Here is a 17610-nt window from a genome sequence, read left to right as displayed (position 1 = left end):
CTGTCGCGCCTATTTCGCTGAGAATTGCCAAAGCGAAGAGGCAACGATCATTATTCCTATTAAGCAGACTGCATATCGCGGCGCACCTTTCATGGAGACCTTGTGGGCGCTCACTTCAATCGCTCCGGTGCCAGCTTGAGACACCTTACCTCCTGCTTTTTTTCCTCCCTCTTTGCCGGCAGCTCTTGCTTTTGAAAAAATGTTGTCTGGAAGAAAGGCTCCGCCGAGGGTGACTACTATGCCAAGCGTAAGTCTTGGCAGAGGGACGAAGACGACGAATAATAGAAAGGCCCAGAAGGCGTTGAAACTTGCGAGAATTAAGGCCCACAGTTCGCCGACGCCCCAAGCTAGCAAATACCATCCTTCAATCAGTATCCAAATGGGCCACGGAACGCGGATGGTCTCCGCCTGCGCGGGTTCGATGCCAACGATGCTGACGACCACCAACAACACTAGCGCTGCAAATTTCGAAGACATTGCAAATACTCCCGTGCCTTCGCGATCGATTAGAAATGCGAGTTAAAAATCACTCCAATCCACACCAAAATAGTGCGTCGGTTAACATGCCGAAACGCAACCTACCGTAGATAAGACGATTTGTCACTCCCCGCAGCCTAAATGCCAAGGGCGACCGTCCACGTCTAGCCGCGCGCATTTGTTCATCTCGGAATCGCTCGTCGATCTGTTCGAGCGCGCTGCATCGCAAGGCCCGAAGATCGACATCGGCGCGCGGATGCGAGGGATGTGGCGGTAAAACGGAAACCGAGCATTTCCGCGAATGCCCTTGTGGCTCGGTGGCCATCCATTAAGTCTCGACGATCCTCCCCACAGAGACCTGATCGATGACCGCACCGCTCGAATTCGGACTTGATACCTTTGGCGACGTCACCAGGGACGCAACCGGCAGCATGCTTCCGCATGCGCAGGTGATCCGCAACGTCCTCGACGAGGCGGTGCTGGCCGACGAGCTCGGACTCGACTTCATCGGGCTCGGCGAGCATCACCGTGCCGATTTCGCAATCTCCTCGCCCGAAACCGTGCTCGCCGCGATCGCATCGCGCACCAAGCGCATTCGTCTCGGCTCGGCCGTGACGGTGCTGAGCTCGGACGATCCGATCCGCGTATTCCAGCGCTTTGCCACGCTGGATGCGCTCTCCAATGGACGCGCCGAAGTGATCCTCGGCCGCGGCTCGTTCACGGAATCCTTTCCGCTGTTCGGCTTCGACCTGCGCAAATACGAGGACCTGTTCGAGGAGAAGCTCGATCTGTTCGCCGCATTGCTGTCGCAGAAGCCGGTGAGCTGGGAAGGCAAGCTGCGTCCGCCGCTGAGGGATCAGCTGGTCTATCCGCCGGTCGAGAACAGAACGCTCAAAACCTGGATCGGGGTCGGCGGCAGCCCGCAATCGGTGGTGCGCGCCGCGCATTACGACCTGCCCCTGATGCTCGCCATCATCGGCGGCGATCCCGAACGCTTCGCGCCTTACGTCGATCTCTATCACCGCGCGTTCAAGGAGTTCGGCCGCCCCGCGCAGCCGATCGGCGTGCACTCACCCGGCTACGTCGCCGAGACCGACGAGCAGGCCCGCGAAGAGCTCTGGCCGGACTACAGGGCCATGCGCGACCGCATCGGCCGTGAGCGCGGCTGGCCGGCGATGGGCCGCGACGAATTCGTCAGCGAAGCCGAGCACGGCTCGCTCTATGTCGGCTCGCCGGAAACGGTCGCGCGCAAGATCGCCAGGACGGCCAAGGCGCTTGGCATTGCGCGGTTTCAGCTGAAATATTCGGCAGGGCCGTTGCCGCACGAGAAGCTGATGAAGAGCATCGAGCTCTACGGGCGCAAGGTGGTGCCGATGGTGAAGGAGATGCTGGGGTAGCATTTGGAGACAGCCCGCCTGCGCCCATCGGGCTACGGCGTGGCAGCCTTCGCTAGCTTCGCGCAATAGTCATCTTGGCTGGCCTGCCCAGCCGAAGCTCGCGAAGTGAGCGAGGCTGGTGGGGGAGGCAGGACTCGAACCTGCGAAGCCATAAGGCGGCTGATTTACAGTCAGCTCCCTTTGCCACTCGGGACACTCCCCCGCTCGACGGCAGCACAATCGGGCCGGACCTTGCCGGCGACCGAAGACGGCCATGGAACGTGAAGGCCGCGACAGCCCGGATGGGGGCGCGACCGGGCGCGTTTATGGGCGATGCGGTGGGGCAAAGTCAACCGAGGCGAACAGCTAAAATCGCCCTCGAAGCCACCCAAATTGCCATATTCCGGGACCCGTGACACAAGCGAGCGCATGAAGGATCGAAAATTCACCCCAAGGGGCCCCCGCGGCGGGGCTAAGCCCTTCAACAAACCGGGAAAATCGGCCGGCCGGCCGGCCTGGCGCGACCGCGATTCGCATGCCGACGGACCCGTCATCCTCTATGGCTGGCACACCGTCACGATGGCGCTCGCGAACCCGCAGCGACGGATCCGCAAGCTGACGCTGACCGAGAACGCCGCCCGGCGCCTGGCGGACGAGAACATCGAGACCCGGATCGCGCCCGAGATCGTTCGGCCCCAGGAGATCGACCGGCTGCTGTCGCCCGACGCCGTGCATCAGGGCCTGCTCGCGGAGGCCGATCCCCTGCCCTCGCCCGACATCGAGGATTTGGCGCTGGAGGGCATGGTGCTGGTGCTCGACCAGATCACCGATCCGCACAATGTCGGCGCCATCCTGCGTTCCGCCGCCGCGTTCGCGGTGAAAGCGATCGTCACCACCGCGCGCCACAGCCCGGAAGCGACCGGCGTGCTCGCCAAGGCCGCCTCCGGCGCGCTGGAGCTGGTGCCTGTCATCACCGTGCAGAACCTCGCCCGCGCGCTGAACGAGTTGAACGACAGCGGCTTCCTGACTGTCGGTCTGGACAGCGAAGGCAGCGAGGACCTCTCGGACGTCACGCTACGCGAGCCGCTCGCTCTGGTGCTGGGTGCCGAAGGCAAAGGCTTGCGGCAATTGACTCGCGAGACCTGCAGCGTCGTGGCGCGGCTCGACATGCCCGGCGAGATCAAGAGCCTCAACGTCTCGAATGCCGCCGCGCTCTCGCTCTATGTCGGCGCGAGCCGGCTCGGACTGATGAAGCGCTAGGCGTCGCCGCGCACATCCCGACGATGCCATCGTGCGCCTGTTTTGCCCGACGGGTCAAGCGAATTTCTATTTTTCGGAAATGACAGGCTCGAACAACGAGCCAATGCGCGATGATCCCTCATCTCGATCCCGTTGCGCTTCAAGTCCTTGATTTCGCTATCCGCGGCTACTGTGCATGGGGTTGTTTTGGAGACAAAAGCAAAACGCCCGTCCGCATCACGCGGACGGGCGCTTCATTGGGCTCAACCGATCAGAGATCAGTAATAGCGGCGCAGGACGCGGTGGCCGCCGTAATACGGCGCAGGCGCGTAACGATGGGCGTAGCCATAGCGCGGACCATAGCCGTAATGCGTGCGCGGCAAGTAGCCGTAGCGCGGGCCGTAGCCATAGTGATACGGACGGTAGTACGGGCGGCGATAGGGATAGGCGACCGGCGGCGCGACAGCAGCCGCGCGATAGCCATAGCCGTAGCCATAATTGGCGGGCGCGACGACCGCGTCTTCCTGGTAGGTCGGAGTCGGCGCGAAGGCACCCGGGCCAGTGTAGGTCGGGCCTTGGTTGACGTAGTAGTATTGCGAGCTCGGCTCGGCGAGGCGCTCATAACCGTAGCCGGCGCCGTAGCCGTAACCGCCGCAGCCGGTGTTGCAGCCGGAATAGACCGGCGCAACCGGCTGGCACGGATTGAAGCCGCAGGCCATCGCCGGCGCGCTGCCCACGAACATCACGGCAGCCGCCGCGACCAGTCCTGAAATCATCTGACGCATTACTCTCTCCTGTTGATTTCCGTTTTTTTGGATTTTGACGCTTCTTAACCCGGCGGCTTGCCGGGCATCTCTGCATGCGGTCGCGGTCGAGGGCGCCGCGGATGGTCGTTGATCTCAGGCGCGAGGATCACCGGCGGCGGGTTGACCGGCACATCCATTTGCGGCGGCAGCGGCGCGGATGACGCGCCCCAGCTCTGGTGATAGCTCTCTGCCGGCTGCGGCAATCTGCGGTTCGCGGGCGGCTCGATCTCGAGGCGGCCATAGCCGGGCTGCAAGCCCATGCTCGGATAATAATGGCCGACATCGGAGGGCTGCCGCTCGGCCACGTAGCGCCCGCCATAGATCGTGGGCTGCACCTGGAGGCTCTTGCCCAGGCCCCAGACACCTTCGACGACGCTGTAGGACGCATCGATATTGTTGATGATGATGGGCACGCCGGGACGGCCGGGCACGACGATATCGAAGCCGCCGCCGGCAAGAGCCGTTGCGGGCAGTCCGATCAGAAAGGCTGCGAGCGCGAATGCGCGCATGGAAGGATCCCGGTTATGCGGAGCACAACCTAACGGATTGCAGCATAGAGAGGGTTAAGGACGGCTGACCAAATTCCGGTAAGCCTAACGCGTAAGGATCGCGCGGCGCTCAAATGCTGCGAAGCACGCTAGTGAAGCGTTAACGGGAGAGACAGCCGTTGCATCGCTCACGTAGACAAGGTTGCCTGGCACAGATCTCACATCCTGAGCGGGTTCACGTCGATGTGACCCCGCAGGCCAGAAAACGCGGAACGACAGCGTCAGATCGCACTTAGCACAGGTCTCAACAACATGGAGAAAATGCCATGACAAGCCTGAAGCTTCTTGGCTTGGCCGCAATCGTTGCGTCCACGCTGGCCACACCAGCCTTCGCGCAGACCGCGGCCGACAATTCGGCCCGCTGCACGGGGTTGTTCCAGGATCCCGCTTGCCAAAATCTCGGCCCCGCCAATCCCGCCACCGATCGCGCCTATCGCCGCCGGCACACGGCCCAGCGGCAAGTGAACCCGAACAATCAGGGACAATCGGGCTTCTGGCCGGTCGACGCGGCGGGAGCGGTGGCGGGCGCCGCCGTCGGCACCGCAGCAACGGTCGCCACCGCGCCGTTCCAGGGCTGGAGCAATTCCTACGCGAGCTACGACCGCAGCGGACCCGGCTGGTATGGCAATTGGGATGCCTATGCGGCCCGCAACGGCATCGTGTGCAGGCCCGGCACGTGGTTCAAGGGTGAAGACGGTCGGCAGCACCTCTGCCAGTAGGCCCAAAAACTCAATCGAAATGGCTCAGGCGGCACCAAAAAGGGGCCGCCTGTTTCATGCCGGCGGACGCCACTGCAGGTTCTGGCACTTCCCGGACAAGTCTGGTATTGCGACCGCGCACAAGCGGACGCGCTGGCGCCAGCCGGCAACCCGCATGGGTTCCTTGCGAGTGGCCGGCTTAGCTCAGCGGTAGAGCAGCGGTTTTGTAAACCGAAGGTCGGGGGTTCAATCCCCTCAGCCGGCACCACCCTCGATGCGCACCCGTCAGCCCGACGTCTTCCGCAGACTGCCTTGTTGGAGATGCTCGACGCCTGCGCCGGTGATCTCCACCCACACATGCTTCGACCGCTCGAACACCGATTTGATCGGCGCCGGGAAATTCGGATCCGCAATCACGCCGACGGCGACGCCGATCATCGCCGGCAGACTTTCGGCCTTCCAGTAAACGGTCGAGCCGCAGTCAGGACAAAAATAGGAACGGACTGTGCCGCCGCTCTCGCCGGGACGAGCATATTCCTTCGGCGCCCCTGAGACCGTGACGGCATCGGCCGGATAAAACGCGCCGACGCCAAATGGCGCGCCGGTCCGCCGCTGGCATTCGATACAGTGACAGGCCGCGACCCGACTGGTCGGCCCCGGGAGCGAAACTACAACTGCGCCACAACTGCATCTCGCATCGATCATCGACCACACTCCCTGCATTTATTGCTTCGATGTCCGGAGGTTTGAGTCCGGCGAAGTTCGCATGGCCTCATGAAACGGCGGATTTGGCATGCCCTTTGTCGGACAACGCGTGACGGGCGTGCTGGTCCTGCAGCATCGCGCGTCGCGACGATGACGGCCAAGCGGCCTGTCAGACGGGCTCTGCGCCGCCTTCGGGCAACTCATCGAGCCGCCAGAGCCCAAGGCTCTTGTCGCGCCAGCCGCCATTGCCTTCCTCGCAGCGCTCGTCGATCAGTTCGCGCGGGGGCGGCCAGTGGAACGGCGCCTTGATCATGTTGAGCGCGCGCCAGTCGCCGTCCTCGCAATCGCCATTGTTTTCCCACTCCGGAAACGTCGTAACCAGCAGGAATTGCGCGCCGCTTGCGCGAAAGCGAGCGATGGCGCGCGCGATATTCAGGAAGCTCAGATGCACAAGACAGTCGCGGCACAGGATGACGTCGCAACCTGGCAGCGGATCGCGCGTGATGTCGGCGACGAGAAAGCGGCCGCGCACATCCCCTCGCGCCACCCGCGCCATGTTGGTCGCGATCAGCGACGGCACGATGTCGATGCCGGTATAATCGACCTCGAGATTGGTGCTGCCAATCCAGCCCGCATCGCCACAGGGCGCATCGAGCAGCGAACGCGCGCCAAGCCGCTGCAACAGGCCGGGCAGCGTCTCGCGCATTCCCGCGGTGGTGCGATCCTCCGAGCCGAGGCCCGAGACCGAGGTCGGAGCCCCCCAGAGGTTGGTCCGCTGAATCCGCTCGAACCGCGTGGCGAGATCGAGGCCGGCAAAATTCTCGCGGTCGGCAACGAACCGCTCATGGGCAAGCACGGAGGGACGATGGGAGATCATCGGATAGGACTCGCGCCAAGATTCCGTCGCAAGCGCAGTATAGACCGAATTCGTGCCCTATCCGGGCAAAGCCCACGGCTTTGATTTCTCGGATACCGACCCGATGACATCAGATGCGATCGATCGCGTCACACAATTCTTCAAGGCGAAGCTCGCCGCCTGACCGCACCTGCTCAAGCCGGCTTCTGCCACTCCATAATATGAAAGAAGGGCACCCGGCGATGAAAGGCATTCCTGTCGGGATCGCCGCCTTTGGGCTCCGGCTCGACGAACAGGCGCAATTGGAGGCCGTGGTCGAGCAGCAGCGTCATGTAGGTGCTGAGCGGGCGATGCCAGTTCTGGATTCGGATGCCGCGCCGGGTCACCCAGGTCGACCGCTCGTCCATGTAGTGGTCGATAATGAAGCGCAAGGCGCCCTCGCCGTCACGTGTCCAGCCTTCGGGCGGACCGGCGGTGTTGAAGCTGGTCAGGTTGGCGATCAGAAGCGTACCGCCCGGCCGCAGCGCAGCCACCATCTTCGCGATCGCCGCGGCGAGATCGGGTATGTCGATCAGACTGAGATAGCTGACGACCAGGTCGAACTCCGCTTCGACCTCCATCGTCTCGGCACGGCCAAGCCGGTAGTCGCCATGCGGGTCGAGCTCCCTGGCACGCCCGAGCAACGCTTCGGTCGGATCAATGCCGGTCGTGCGGATGCCGGCATGCTGCATGATGCGGCAGAAGCGCCCCTCCCCGCAGCCGACATCGAGCGCGTTGCGGAAGCCGCGCCCCTCGAGGCGCGCCCGCATCGGTGCATCCAGCACAAAACGTCGGCCATAATCACCGTGCTCGCCCTGCTCGACGATCCATGCAGACGCGGACGCGGTCCAGCCGTCACTGATATCATCGCTCATGGCCTAACCTCGGGAATGGATGTTGTCCGCTTGCGTCGCGGGGACGGCTACTGACCACGGATTGGATCAGAGTTCAACATGAGGTAGCATGTGGGCCGCATGCAGCCTTATACCAGCCGAGAAAGCGCCAAGATCATCGCCGGAGCGGTCGCGGCCATCGTGGCGACGGTCTTCCTTTTCGCGATCGCGATGGCGCTCTTGCTGCCGCAATAGGAGCGGCGGCGTACCGGCGGCGCGAGGCCGCCGGACCCTGGATGTCGTGCGGCTCAGGCCGCGCGCACTGTCCGCAGGAATTTTCCGACTTCGTCCTTCAGCCGGGTGCTGTCGGTCGCCAGCATCTTCGCGGTCGAAAGCACCTGCGAGGACGCCGAGCCGGTCTCGGCCGCGCCGCGCTGCACATCGGTGATGTTGGTCGAGACCTGCTGGGTGCCGTGCGCCGCCTGCTGCACGTTGCGCGAGATCTCCTGGGTCGCAGCGCCCTGCTCCTCGACGGCCGCGGCAATGGTCGAGGACACTTCCGAGAGCCGCTCGATGGTCGCGGAGATATCGCGGATCGCGGTCACCGATTCCTGGGTGGCGTTCTGAATGCCGGAGATCTGCTGGCTGATCTCGCCGGTCGCTTTCGCGGTCTGCTCGGCCAGCGTCTTCACCTCGGAGGCGACGACGGCAAAGCCGCGGCCGGCCTCGCCTGCCCGCGCCGCCTCGATGGTGGCGTTCAGCGCCAGCAGATTGGTTTGGCCAGCAATGGTGTTGATCAGCTCGACGACGTCGCCGATGCGCGTCGCGGCGACCGAAAGCTCGCTGACCCGCTCAGTGGTGGTGCGGGCCTGGTTGACGGCTTCGCTCGCCATCCGCGCGGATTCCTGCACCTGGCGGCTGATCTCGTTGACCGAGGACGACAACTCCTCCGTCGCCGTCGCAACCGACTGGACGTTGCCGGTGGCTTCACCGGAAGCAACCGCGACGACTGAAGTCAGCTGCTGCGCGCGCTGAGCGGTGGTGGCCAGCGTCGAGGACGACGCTTCGAGCTCGGTGGATGCGGAGCCGACGGTATCGATGATCTCACCGACCGCACGCTCAAAACCGTCGGCCAGGTTGAACATGTCGCGGCGGCGCTGCTCGGCGGCCTGCTTCTCGGCTTCCACCTGCGCCGCCTTGAGCCGCTCCATCTCGAGCGCGTTGGTCTTGAACACCTCGACCGTCCGGGCCATCTCGCCGATCTCGTCGCGGCGGTCCTTCTCGGGCACCTCGGTCTTGAGGTCATTGCGCGCCAGGCCCTCCATGGCGAGCTTGAGCCGGGCAATTGGCTTCGACATCGCCACGAGACCGATGAAGAGCGCAATCACGATGCCGATGATCAGGCCGCTGGCGCTGACGCTCATCACGGTCCAGGTCGCGGATTTGGCGTCGCCCTCGATGGCTTCCTTGCGCTTGGTCACAGCCTTGGACGTATCGGTCGTGAACTTGGCAACGCGCTCGAGAGCCGCATCGATCAGCGGGTCACACTCCTTGTGAGCACGATCAGCGGCCTTGGCATTTTCCTCAGGGCTGCTTGCAGCCGCACCGGCCTGGAGCACCGGATCGCAGCCGGTAAAGGCGGCCGTCAACTGCGCGCCGACACTCTTCGTTTCGGCCGCTCTCGCCGGGTCGTCCTGCTCCGCAGCGTCCAGATACTGGCGAATTTCATTGCGGTTCTGGCTCGCAATCTTGAGGCGATTGGCGTTGCCCGCCTCGGTCGTCTCGGTGAACACCGCATAGAGCGCGGCGTGATAGGTCTCGATGCGGCGCTGGGCCCGCGTGAGGTTGAGAGCTGCCGACTGCATGGCGGTGAGTTCGCCGAAGCCGTCGACCGTCGCGGACAGCTCGCGAATGCCGAAGGCGGCAACGGCGACCAGGGCAAAGCCCATCACGGTCACGATCAACGCAACCTTCGACACGATCTTCAAATTGTTCAAAAAGCTCATCGCAGCCGCCTAATAATCTTTCGGTCCCCATTGACCGAAGCAGTCCCGGCGGCGGCATTGGAACCCGCCAACGTTAAAATTTGATACGAAATGACACGGGTAATCTTACGGGAAAATAGCCAGCGGGACGCCGCACGTAAGCCTCACGTAAGCTTCGATCGACTATGGGGCGACCCGATCCGCCAGCGATAGCTATCGATCACGGATGGGGGAGATGCCATGCCCGTCGTCAGGCCCGGCATGGGCGCGCACCAGATCCTCGACGAACGCGATCACCTCCGCCCGCTTGTCGGGCGGCAATGACAGAAAGGCGCGTACGAGCCGCAGGCCCTGCGCTTCGTCCGACGGGTCGGCCCTGGAATCCATCCATCCATTGTCGGGTGTCCGGGAAAAATATGCAATCCCTTGCCGACAGCCTTCTTGATTCGGCGCTCAGGCTTTGATGGAATAGCTCCAACAGGGTGGTGGATCATGAAGTGGATCAGGGAGCGCGACGCACTGATCGCGCAGACACTGGCCTTCGTCCAATCGGTTTCCGGCAAGAAGGATGGCGCCCGTCAGCCGGATACCGCTGCCGTTGCGCCGATCCTGGCCGCGGAGATTGTCTCCGTCCAGACCGTGACCGTCGCGTTCGAGCCGCAGCAGGCCGATCCGCCGCCGCAGGTCGCACCGCCGCCCCAACCGCTGCCGGTCCCCCCGCCACGGATGGCCGGCGATTTCCGCAACGAAATGCAGGCGCGCATCGCTAACTTCAGAAAGCATCAGGAGCGCTTCGAGCGCGAGCGCGAGGAATATTGCGCGGCGACCCTGACCAAGCTGCGCGCCGCCATCCGCGATGCCGCCCCGCCGCCGCCGGCCCAGAAGTAGGGCCCGCCTGCGACCAAGGCCTTAGAGCCACGACCACACCAGCCAGAGATTGGCTGCACAGGCACCGAACAGTGCCAGCGTCAGGGGCAGAAGCATGTGCCCGCAGCAGGTTTTCAGGTCGGTCGACATGGCCGGAAACATCCGCTGATTCCGCCAAATGAGTCCCAAAGTTTCTTTTTTGGGGGATTCAGGACTCGTTAAGGGACTCAGGGCACGGCGCCCCTCTCCCCTTGATCAGGGCGGATCACGGCCCCGTGATCGGCTTGGAACCCTTCGCGCCATGAAGTCGTTAACGGGCTTTCCGGGAGCGGGAAGCATGCCCTACGCCCTGTTCTGCAACGACAGCCAGATCAGCAAGGCCTATCCGAGCGAAGCCGACGTCTGGAAACTCGCGCAACGGAGCGGCTTGGTCGTGGACCTCGGCACCGACGACGAGCGGCAAGGTCCGCGCCGGGTGCTCGACAATGACTATGAGATCAGATCATGCCGGGCCGCCCAAGGCGAGGACCCCGCCAAGAACAAGGCGGACGCCGAGCGGGAATCCAGGTTGGAGCTTCAGCTCAGCTCGTGAGATCTGGCCGAGTGCCTCAGGGCGTCGCGATCGCCAGCGACGCCTGCTCACCGGCAAGCGCCACGCAGGCCTTGCGGCGGTGCAGCCCGCGGATCGCCCCGGTGATCTTGAGCACCTTGCCCGACGGACAGGAGGCGTCCTTCACGAAGGCGACCTCGTAGGGTGCCAACATCAAAGGCTCGGATTTGAGGATTGTTTGGGCAGAGCACGGCAGGGCGACGAAGCACGAGACCACCACCACCGACGCCAAGATACGCATGTTCGTTGTCCCACCAGCCCAGCAATTCAATAATACCGCTTTCCGGAGCGCCAGTTCCGTAAGTCGCAGAAATTATTTTTGGTTTACCCGATCCCCGTGACACGCGTGAGAAGGCGCGCGCCAGGCTGTTTGCTTGCAAATGACGCGCCAGATGGTTCACGCAAGGCAAACAAGCGAAAGGCCGGCAAGGAAGCCGGCCTTTGTCAGATCGTGGTCGTGCTGCGCGCGGCGGATCAGTAGCGCGAGGCCGCCGGACCGCCCCAGCCGAAGCGGTAGTTCACTCCGACCTTGACGGTATGCTCGTCGTCCCGGCCGCGAACGCCGACGACGTCGGCTGGACCGGCGGTGATCGTCGTGCTGCCGAAGTTATAATACTGGTACTCGGCCTTGGCCGACCAGTTCGGCGCGAACATGTATTCGAGGCCGGCGCCGACGGTATAGCCGTCCTTGCTGTTGCCGGTGGCGGTGAAGGCCTGCGGCACGCCGGCGATGTTCACGCCAAGACCGCCGTTGCGCCAGGCGTAACCGCCCTTGGCGTAGAGCAGCGTCGGGCCCCAAGTGTAGCCGATGCGGCCGGTCACCGACCCGAGTTGGTCGGTGCTCGAGGTCACCTGGGTGCCCAGCGGGAACGTGACGCCGTTATTGTTGGTCGGCAGCCAGGAGTACTGGGCTTCGATACCCACCACCCAATTGGGCGCGAACTGGTAGTCGAAGCCGCCCTGCACGCCGCCCAGGAAGCGGGCGTCGCTGGATTGGAAGCTGCTGTCCCCGGCGAAGGCGCCGCCGACATGGCCGCCGATGTAGAAGCCGGTCCAATTGTAGATCGCCTGCGGCGGCGTGTAGGCCGGAGCCTTGGTGTAAGTGTGCGGCTGCATGTCCGCTGCAGCCGCCGGTGCGGCCAGAGCGAGCAGAGCTGCTGCCCCGAGCAAAATCGTCTTCATGGTCATCCCCGTTCTTTCACGTACGACACTCAGGAAACAACGTGGCGTGAATTGGGTTGCTTCGCGGCGATGCCGGAACGTTGATCGTTCGCAACTGTGACGGAGCGGCAACATCGCGCTTTTGTTCCATCTCGTCCGGCCTGCGCCGGCAGATTTTGTCGTCCGCACATGTCCAGCCGTAACGATTTGTCGCAGGGCAAAACCGATCCGTTCAAAGCTCGCCGAAATGTGATCCAGCGGCTCCGGCGGTTCTTGTCCTAGCACCGCGCGATGAAGGCGCGCTTTGCGCTACCGCGCCATCTTTTCCAGTTCTGGAAAGGGTGCGTAAACCGCGCCTGCGCAGATCTCGTTAGCGCGATCGATGACGCGGTCGGCCCGGCCGTTGACGTAGATGATGGCGCGCTCTCGCATCGCCTTATAGGTGCCATCGGTCTCGCGCGGCGTGAAGTGCAGGCAGCTGACATAGAACTGCCGCCCGCCGACCTCCCTCAGCACCGGATCGGCCATGCTGGCGTCGCGCACGCCGACCGGATTGTTGAGATAGGCGCGCATCAGGGCCAGCGCGTCACTACGAAAATTATCGGGAAAGGACTGCGGCCCTCCGGCCTGGCCTCCCTCCAGCAGGGACGGACGGTCCCCATCGCTGCCGAAACAGGCCGTGAGCGCCAGAGGCAGCACCAGGATCGCCGCGCGTTTCGCCAATCGCCCCAAGGGATCACATTCTCCAGCCAGTCGGACTCGCTCCAGCCAGTCGGACTCGGAGTTGTTTCTAGCTCCAAGGTTGCGCAAAGGGAATTCGCTCCCACAGACGGCGCACCGGCCCGCCGCCAGCGCCTCGCGCTTGCGCGCGGGGCGTGACGGGCGAGCCGGGCCTGAACTTCGCGCGCGGCAGCAGGGCAATCCAGGGATGCAGCCGCGCGGGATCAGATCAGTCGTTAGCTGCGCTTCTCGATGGTCACCGGCTTGGTGACGCCCGACGGCGTCTTCAGCGACTTCTTGGCCGAAAGGTGCTTGTCGTGATGACGATGCGTCCGCACGGTCTTGTGCTGGTCCGGCGTGATCGCTGCGTTGGCGTTCATCGCCTTGGCCTTGGTATCGGCATCGGCCTTCACATCTGACTTGGCGCCCGATTTGGCGCCCGACTTGATGTCGGCCGTCTTGCCGTCCGTCTTGGCGTCGGGTTTCGCGGCGGTGGTCGAGACCTTGCTCTGGGCCTGGTCCGCCTTGATGACTGGCGCGGTCGTGGTTGTCTTGCCGGCTTCAGCTGCGAAGGCCGGGGCTGCGATGACGGAAGCTGCGAGCAAGGCTGCGGAAATGGTCTTCAACATGGTGGTCTCCTCTTGGAAGGATCTTGAGGCGGGCGCCCTCTCGCCAACCCTTCGATCATGGGTCAGAGCGTAGAGGGAGCGCACTGAACCCTGTCTGAAGCCCGCGGCCAGCTCCCGTTCATCTCGATGACAAGTTTGTCATCTGAGGAAAGGCGAATACACCGGGGTGCCGGGAATGTTTTTGCGTACCGGGTGTTCCGGTATTCGGGCAATCGTGTAGGATCGCCACGTTCCATACGGGAGAACTTCAATGCGCAAATTCTCAATGCTTGTCGTGCCGGGACTCGTCGCCATGTCGCTGGCGGCCGCGCCGGTGCTGACCAGCGCCTATGCGGCGGGCAGCGATGAGCCCTCCTCACCGCCGAAGTCGGACAACTCGTCCAAGAAGGGCAAGAAGAAGAGCTCTTCCGTCAGCGACCCGAAATTCCTCGCGGCCTATCGCACCGCCTATACTACGATCTACGACAGGAACGACTATACGGGCGCGATCGGCCAGCTGAAGTCGCTCAAGCGCGACGACGTCGCCGACGTCGCGAACCTGATCGGCTATTCCTATCGCAAGCTCGGCGACTACCAGTCGTCGAAAGTCTATTACGAGATCGCGCTGAAGGACGATCCGAACCACGTCCGCACCTGGCAGTATTACGGCCTCTGGCAGCTCGAGCAGGGCAACCGCGAACAGGCGCAGTATCACCTGAACAAGATTGCCATGCTCGCCGGCACCGACAGCTCCGAATATCGCTCGCTGGCTGCCGCGCTCGACAAGCCGACCGGCGCGACGCTCGTCTACTGAAGACATCGCATCTTCGCATGACAGAACGGGCACAACCTTCCGGGTTGTGCCCGTTCTGCTTTCTCGGCTAGCTTCTCGCAACCGATCCCCTCGCAAATTGGTGCGCAATGGACACGTGGCTGCGATCCGCGATCGACTACATCGGCTCCTGGATCGAATTCCAGCAAACGACGGCCCAACAGCCCGGCGTCATGGTCGCATTCGTCCATCGCGGCGAGGTTGTCGCCGAACATGCGTTCGGCCTTGCCAATCTCGACACCGGCGAGAAGCTCACCCCGCGCCATCGCTTCCGCATCGCCTCGCACTCGAAGAGTTTTACATCGGCCGGCGTCATGAAGCTGCGCGAGCAGCGCAAGCTCAGGCTCGACGATCCCGTCGGCCAATATGTGAGCGGTCTGCATCCGCGCGTGGCCGAGACCACGATTGCCCAGGTGCTTTCGCACAGCTCCGGGCTGACGCGCGACGGCGCCGATTCCGGCCAGTTCATCGACAGCCGTCCCTATCTCGACGCCAAGGAGCTGCTCGCCGAGTTGAAGGGGCCTCCCGCGATCGAGCCAGGCACGCGCTTCAAATATTCCAACCACGGCTTTGCCCTGATGGGGCTCATCATCGAAGCGGTGACCAAGGAGCCCTACGCCGCCTGGATCAAGCGCGAGATCGTCGAGCCTGCAGGCCTCCGCGAGACCGAGCCAAATGCGCCGCTTCCCAGGGGCGCGCTGTTTGCGCGCGGCCACACGCGAAAGCTGCCGCTCGGCGAGCGCTGCGTAATCCCTGGCGATAATCCCGCGCACGCGATGGCATCGGCCGCAGGCTTCGTCGCTACCGCAGCCGACACAGCGCGTTTCTTTGCCCAGCTCGCTCCCAACGCCAGGAAGAGCGTGCTGTCGGTCGCGAGCCGCCGCGAGATGACGCGCAACCATTGGCGCGTGCCGCAAAGTCTCGAGGGCTATTACGGCCTTGGCGTCAACGCCGGCAAGACCGACGGCTGGGACTGGTTCGGGCATGGCGGCGGCTTCCAGGGTTACATCTCGCGGACTTGCTCCATCCCCGGATGCGAGCTCGCGATCAGCATCCTCAGCAACTCCATCGACGGCGCAGCCCCGATCTGGATGGACGGTGCCATGCAGATCCTGCGCGTCTTCAAGACCCGCGGCGCAGCCGACCGGCGCCTGCGCGACTGGACCGGCCGCTGGTGGACGATCTGGGGCGCGACAGATTTCGTGCCGATAGGCAACCGCGTGCTGCTCGCCAATCCCCAGTTCAACAATCCGTTCATGGATTCCGGCGAGATCGAGGTCACCGGCCGCGACACCGGCAGGCTTGCTTGGGCCGCGGGAGTTTCCAGCCACGGCGAGCCGGTGCGCCGCGTCCGTGACAAGCGCGGCAAGGTCAGCGACATCTGGATCGCCGGCGCCAATGTCAAGCCGGCGGTCGTCGTCGCGCGCGAGATCGCACGGAGATACCCGCCACGAAAACGCCGGCCTACTCCCTGATCAGCGCCTCGACCTCGCTCCGAAGCGCCTGTCGCGAGCCATCGCGCGAGTAGAACATGTGGCCGCCGGGATAGACGACGAATTTCACGCGCGACGTCACAAAGGCCGGCAGCTGGTCGAGCGCCCGCTTCGTGCCGAAATAGGGCGTGGCGAGATCGAACAGGCCGTGCGCGACCAGCACGTTCAGCTTCGCGTCGGTGGCGAGGATCTGACGCAGCTCCGACAGCGATTGCGGCGGGTTGATGCCGCCACCAAAGTCCCAGTTGCGCTCGACGGCACCGTTGAGGACTTCATAGGAGCCGTCGGGCCGCCAGTTAAGCTTGCGCGTGAACACATCGACCGCGGCACTCGTCAGCGGCGCCTGAAGCGCATCGCCCGAGGGGTCGCCAAAGCGCGAGCTGCTCGAATCCGGATAGGGATCGAAGCCGCGCACGGAGGCGTCGTAACGCCCGGTCACCATGCCATTCTTGCGGTCGAGCTCGCGACGGAATTCGCCGACGTCGAAGCGGCCGGCGAGCCTGCGGCTCACCGCCGGGTCGATGCCGGTGAGCTCCGCGACCTTGTCGGCAAGACGATTGGAGGCTTCCTTGTCCGCCTCACCCTTGACGAGATCGGCCAAAAATTCGCCGCGGGCGTAGGCCTCGACATCAGCGAGATCGGCGCGCTTGACCGGCCCCTTGGCTTCGCGCGCCACCGCCACATAGCTCGGCAAGGTCGCGACATATTGCAGGAGGCTCGTGCCTGTGAACTCGCGGAAATCCAGGAGCGGCGACACCAGGACCAAGCCTTTGACACCGACGCCGTGCTGAATCTGCAACTGGCGCACGACCTTGGGCCCGCGAATGCCGCCATAGCTCTCGCCAGCGACATATTTCGGCGAGGTCAGGCGGTTGTGCTTCTCGAGCCAGCGGCGGATCACGAGCGCAATCGCGTTGACGTCGCCATCGACCGAATAGAACCGTTTGCGTGCATCCTCGCCGCTCGCGATGACACGGCTGTAGCCGGTGCCGACGGGATCGATGAAAACGAGATCGGTGAAGTCGAGCCAGGTTTCCGCGTTAGGCTTCACTTCGGGCGAGGCCGACGGCGACACCCCCTCGCCGTCGAGCGGCAGCCGCCACGGCCCGGCCGCGCCGAACTGGAGCCACGCCGACGAGGCACCGGGCCCGCCGTTGAACAGGAACGTCACCGGGCGCGTGCGATCGGCGCCGTCGAGCTCGTAGGACGTGGTGGCGATGTCGGCGAGCGGCTCCCCCTTGTCATCGAATACGCGGATGGAGCCGGCGGTCGCGGCAAAGTTGAGCGTTCGCCCCGGCAGATCGAGGGTCTGCTTGGTGGTCGAATCTCCGGGCAGACGATGCTGGTCGGCGGCAGATGGCGAGGCCTGCGCTGCATTGCCGCCGCGACCGCCCTTCTGTCCCGCAGGCGCCGCCGCCTCGTTGCGCGGCTGCGGCGGATCGTCCGCGCGCGCCAAGTCTGCGAACGCTACGTCTGCGAGCGCGAAGGCAGACACCGCCAGCACCAGCCCCGCGCAGCGCAGCATCGGCAAGCCTATGACCATGATTGTTCTCCCTGCCCCGGCCCGTCGGTCGCTGGCCGCAGCTGTAGCCGGCAATTGCGACGGTTTGGGGAATTGGAGGCCCAGGAAGGGCTTTCCGGGCCGATCCGCTTGGCTTTTGCCCTCCCCGCTGAGCGCGTTTGCCTTCCGGGCGGTCGTCCTCGACAATGGAGGCCCAGGTCGTATAGACGACCTCGGCGGAACTTTCTCGAGCCAG

At 64.0% G+C, this 17610-nt stretch carries 20 protein-coding genes and 2 tRNA genes; 8 read left to right on the top strand and 14 right to left on the bottom strand.

Annotated features, from left to right (window positions below):
* Nucleotides 1-9 precede the first annotated feature (9 nt).
* The gene (locus ABIC09_RS09610) at nucleotides 10-477 is read right to left on the bottom strand and encodes a hypothetical protein (protein WP_354109103.1); all 468 of its coding nucleotides are present in this window, start codon (nucleotides 475-477) and stop codon (nucleotides 10-12) included.
* Nucleotides 478-842: 365 nt separating this feature from the next.
* On the opposite strand from ABIC09_RS09610, the gene ABIC09_RS09605 reads away from it, so the two are divergent.
* Nucleotides 843-1874: an LLM class flavin-dependent oxidoreductase gene (locus tag ABIC09_RS09605; RefSeq protein ID WP_354109102.1), complete on the top strand. Its 1032-nt coding sequence runs from the start codon at nucleotides 843-845 to the stop codon at nucleotides 1872-1874.
* Between the two features lie 116 nt (nucleotides 1875-1990).
* Here ABIC09_RS09605 and ABIC09_RS09600 read toward each other — a convergent pair.
* Nucleotides 1991-2076: transfer RNA gene (locus ABIC09_RS09600), tRNA-Tyr, on the bottom strand.
* Nucleotides 2077-2282: 206 nt separating this feature from the next.
* Here ABIC09_RS09600 and rlmB point away from each other — a divergent pair.
* A complete protein-coding gene (rlmB, locus tag ABIC09_RS09595; protein WP_354083782.1) occupies nucleotides 2283-3113 on the top strand; it encodes a 23S rRNA (guanosine(2251)-2'-O)-methyltransferase RlmB in 831 nt (276 codons plus the stop codon).
* Between the two features lie 257 nt (nucleotides 3114-3370).
* Here the strand turns inward: rlmB and ABIC09_RS09590 are convergent, their stop codons facing one another.
* Nucleotides 3371-3877, bottom strand: a complete 507-nt coding sequence (locus ABIC09_RS09590) for a hypothetical protein (RefSeq protein WP_148750266.1) — start codon at nucleotides 3875-3877, stop codon at nucleotides 3371-3373.
* 44 nt (nucleotides 3878-3921) lie between these two features.
* Nucleotides 3922-4407, bottom strand: coding sequence for a hypothetical protein (locus ABIC09_RS09585; protein WP_148750264.1), 486 nt, complete (start codon nucleotides 4405-4407; stop codon nucleotides 3922-3924).
* Between the two features lie 305 nt (nucleotides 4408-4712).
* Between ABIC09_RS09585 and ABIC09_RS09580 the strand changes: the two genes are divergently transcribed.
* Together ABIC09_RS09580 and ABIC09_RS09575 are read left to right on the top strand one after the other, a co-directional pair.
* Nucleotides 4713-5165, top strand: coding sequence for a hypothetical protein (locus tag ABIC09_RS09580; RefSeq protein WP_354083784.1), 453 nt, complete (start codon nucleotides 4713-4715; stop codon nucleotides 5163-5165).
* A 172-nt stretch (nucleotides 5166-5337) separates the two neighbouring features.
* Nucleotides 5338-5412: transfer RNA gene (locus ABIC09_RS09575), tRNA-Thr, on the top strand.
* A gap of 17 nt (nucleotides 5413-5429) precedes the next feature.
* Here ABIC09_RS09575 and ABIC09_RS09570 read toward each other — a convergent pair.
* The 5 genes from ABIC09_RS09570 to ABIC09_RS09550 all read right to left on the bottom strand — a co-directional run bounded on the left by ABIC09_RS09570 (nucleotide 5430) and on the right by ABIC09_RS09550 (nucleotide 9949).
* Nucleotides 5430-5849: a GFA family protein gene (locus tag ABIC09_RS09570; protein ID WP_354109101.1), complete on the bottom strand. Its 420-nt coding sequence runs from the start codon at nucleotides 5847-5849 to the stop codon at nucleotides 5430-5432.
* Between the two features lie 169 nt (nucleotides 5850-6018).
* Nucleotides 6019-6726: a class I SAM-dependent methyltransferase gene (locus ABIC09_RS09565; RefSeq protein ID WP_354109100.1), complete on the bottom strand. Its 708-nt coding sequence runs from the start codon at nucleotides 6724-6726 to the stop codon at nucleotides 6019-6021.
* 173 nt (nucleotides 6727-6899) lie between these two features.
* A complete protein-coding gene (locus ABIC09_RS09560) occupies nucleotides 6900-7619 on the bottom strand; it encodes a class I SAM-dependent methyltransferase (RefSeq protein WP_354109099.1) in 720 nt (239 codons plus the stop codon).
* Nucleotides 7620-7885: 266 nt separating this feature from the next.
* Nucleotides 7886-9583: a methyl-accepting chemotaxis protein gene (locus ABIC09_RS09555; RefSeq protein ID WP_354109098.1), complete on the bottom strand. Its 1698-nt coding sequence runs from the start codon at nucleotides 9581-9583 to the stop codon at nucleotides 7886-7888.
* A gap of 192 nt (nucleotides 9584-9775) precedes the next feature.
* Entirely contained in the window at nucleotides 9776-9949 is a 174-nt protein-coding gene (locus tag ABIC09_RS09550; protein WP_187434724.1) for a hypothetical protein, read from the bottom strand.
* Nucleotides 9950-10054: 105 nt separating this feature from the next.
* Between ABIC09_RS09550 and ABIC09_RS09545 the strand changes: the two genes are divergently transcribed.
* Nucleotides 10055-10450, top strand: a complete 396-nt coding sequence (locus tag ABIC09_RS09545; RefSeq protein ID WP_354109097.1) for a hypothetical protein — start codon at nucleotides 10055-10057, stop codon at nucleotides 10448-10450.
* A gap of 316 nt (nucleotides 10451-10766) precedes the next feature.
* Nucleotides 10767-11021: a hypothetical protein gene (locus ABIC09_RS09540; RefSeq protein ID WP_148750186.1), complete on the top strand. Its 255-nt coding sequence runs from the start codon at nucleotides 10767-10769 to the stop codon at nucleotides 11019-11021.
* 16 nt (nucleotides 11022-11037) lie between these two features.
* Here ABIC09_RS09540 and ABIC09_RS09535 read toward each other — a convergent pair whose 3' ends face one another.
* The 4 genes from ABIC09_RS09535 to ABIC09_RS09520 all read right to left on the bottom strand — a co-directional run bounded on the left by ABIC09_RS09535 (nucleotide 11038) and on the right by ABIC09_RS09520 (nucleotide 13549).
* Complete coding sequence (locus tag ABIC09_RS09535) at nucleotides 11038-11280, bottom strand: hypothetical protein (protein WP_354109096.1); 243 nt, start codon at nucleotides 11278-11280, stop codon at nucleotides 11038-11040.
* Between the two features lie 233 nt (nucleotides 11281-11513).
* Nucleotides 11514-12221 (bottom strand): outer membrane protein, encoded by a 708-nt coding sequence (locus tag ABIC09_RS09530; protein WP_187434723.1) that lies wholly within the window; start codon nucleotides 12219-12221, stop codon nucleotides 11514-11516.
* A 288-nt stretch (nucleotides 12222-12509) separates the two neighbouring features.
* Nucleotides 12510-12932, bottom strand: coding sequence for a hypothetical protein (locus tag ABIC09_RS09525; RefSeq protein ID WP_187434722.1), 423 nt, complete (start codon nucleotides 12930-12932; stop codon nucleotides 12510-12512).
* Nucleotides 12933-13156: 224 nt separating this feature from the next.
* The gene (locus ABIC09_RS09520) at nucleotides 13157-13549 is read right to left on the bottom strand and encodes a His-rich protein BRANT (protein WP_354109095.1); all 393 of its coding nucleotides are present in this window, start codon (nucleotides 13547-13549) and stop codon (nucleotides 13157-13159) included.
* A 250-nt stretch (nucleotides 13550-13799) separates the two neighbouring features.
* Here ABIC09_RS09520 and ABIC09_RS09515 point away from each other — a divergent pair, with 250 nt between their 5' ends.
* Both ABIC09_RS09515 and ABIC09_RS09510 read left to right on the top strand, forming a co-directional pair.
* The gene (locus ABIC09_RS09515; protein ID WP_354037252.1) at nucleotides 13800-14342 is read left to right on the top strand and encodes a tetratricopeptide repeat protein; all 543 of its coding nucleotides are present in this window, start codon (nucleotides 13800-13802) and stop codon (nucleotides 14340-14342) included.
* A 107-nt stretch (nucleotides 14343-14449) separates the two neighbouring features.
* Nucleotides 14450-15835 (top strand): serine hydrolase domain-containing protein, encoded by a 1386-nt coding sequence (locus ABIC09_RS09510; RefSeq protein WP_148750176.1) that lies wholly within the window; start codon nucleotides 14450-14452, stop codon nucleotides 15833-15835.
* On the opposite strand, the gene ABIC09_RS09505 is transcribed toward ABIC09_RS09510, so the two are convergent.
* Nucleotides 15825-17396 carry a S10 family peptidase gene (locus ABIC09_RS09505; protein WP_354109094.1) on the bottom strand — a complete coding sequence of 524 codons (1572 nt, stop codon included), beginning with the start codon at nucleotides 17394-17396 and terminating at the stop codon, nucleotides 15825-15827. The two genes, ABIC09_RS09510 and ABIC09_RS09505, sit on opposite strands and share 11 nt — an antisense overlap.
* Between the last annotated feature and the right edge of the window lie 214 nt (nucleotides 17397-17610).

The sequence above is a fragment of the Bradyrhizobium sp. S3.12.5 genome (assembly GCF_040548225.1).
In the GTDB taxonomy this organism is placed as follows: Bacteria; Pseudomonadota; Alphaproteobacteria; order Rhizobiales; family Xanthobacteraceae; genus Bradyrhizobium; species Bradyrhizobium cytisi.
The sequence above is the reverse complement of the archived record's forward strand: the minus strand, read 5'-3'. Positions and strand labels throughout refer to the sequence as shown.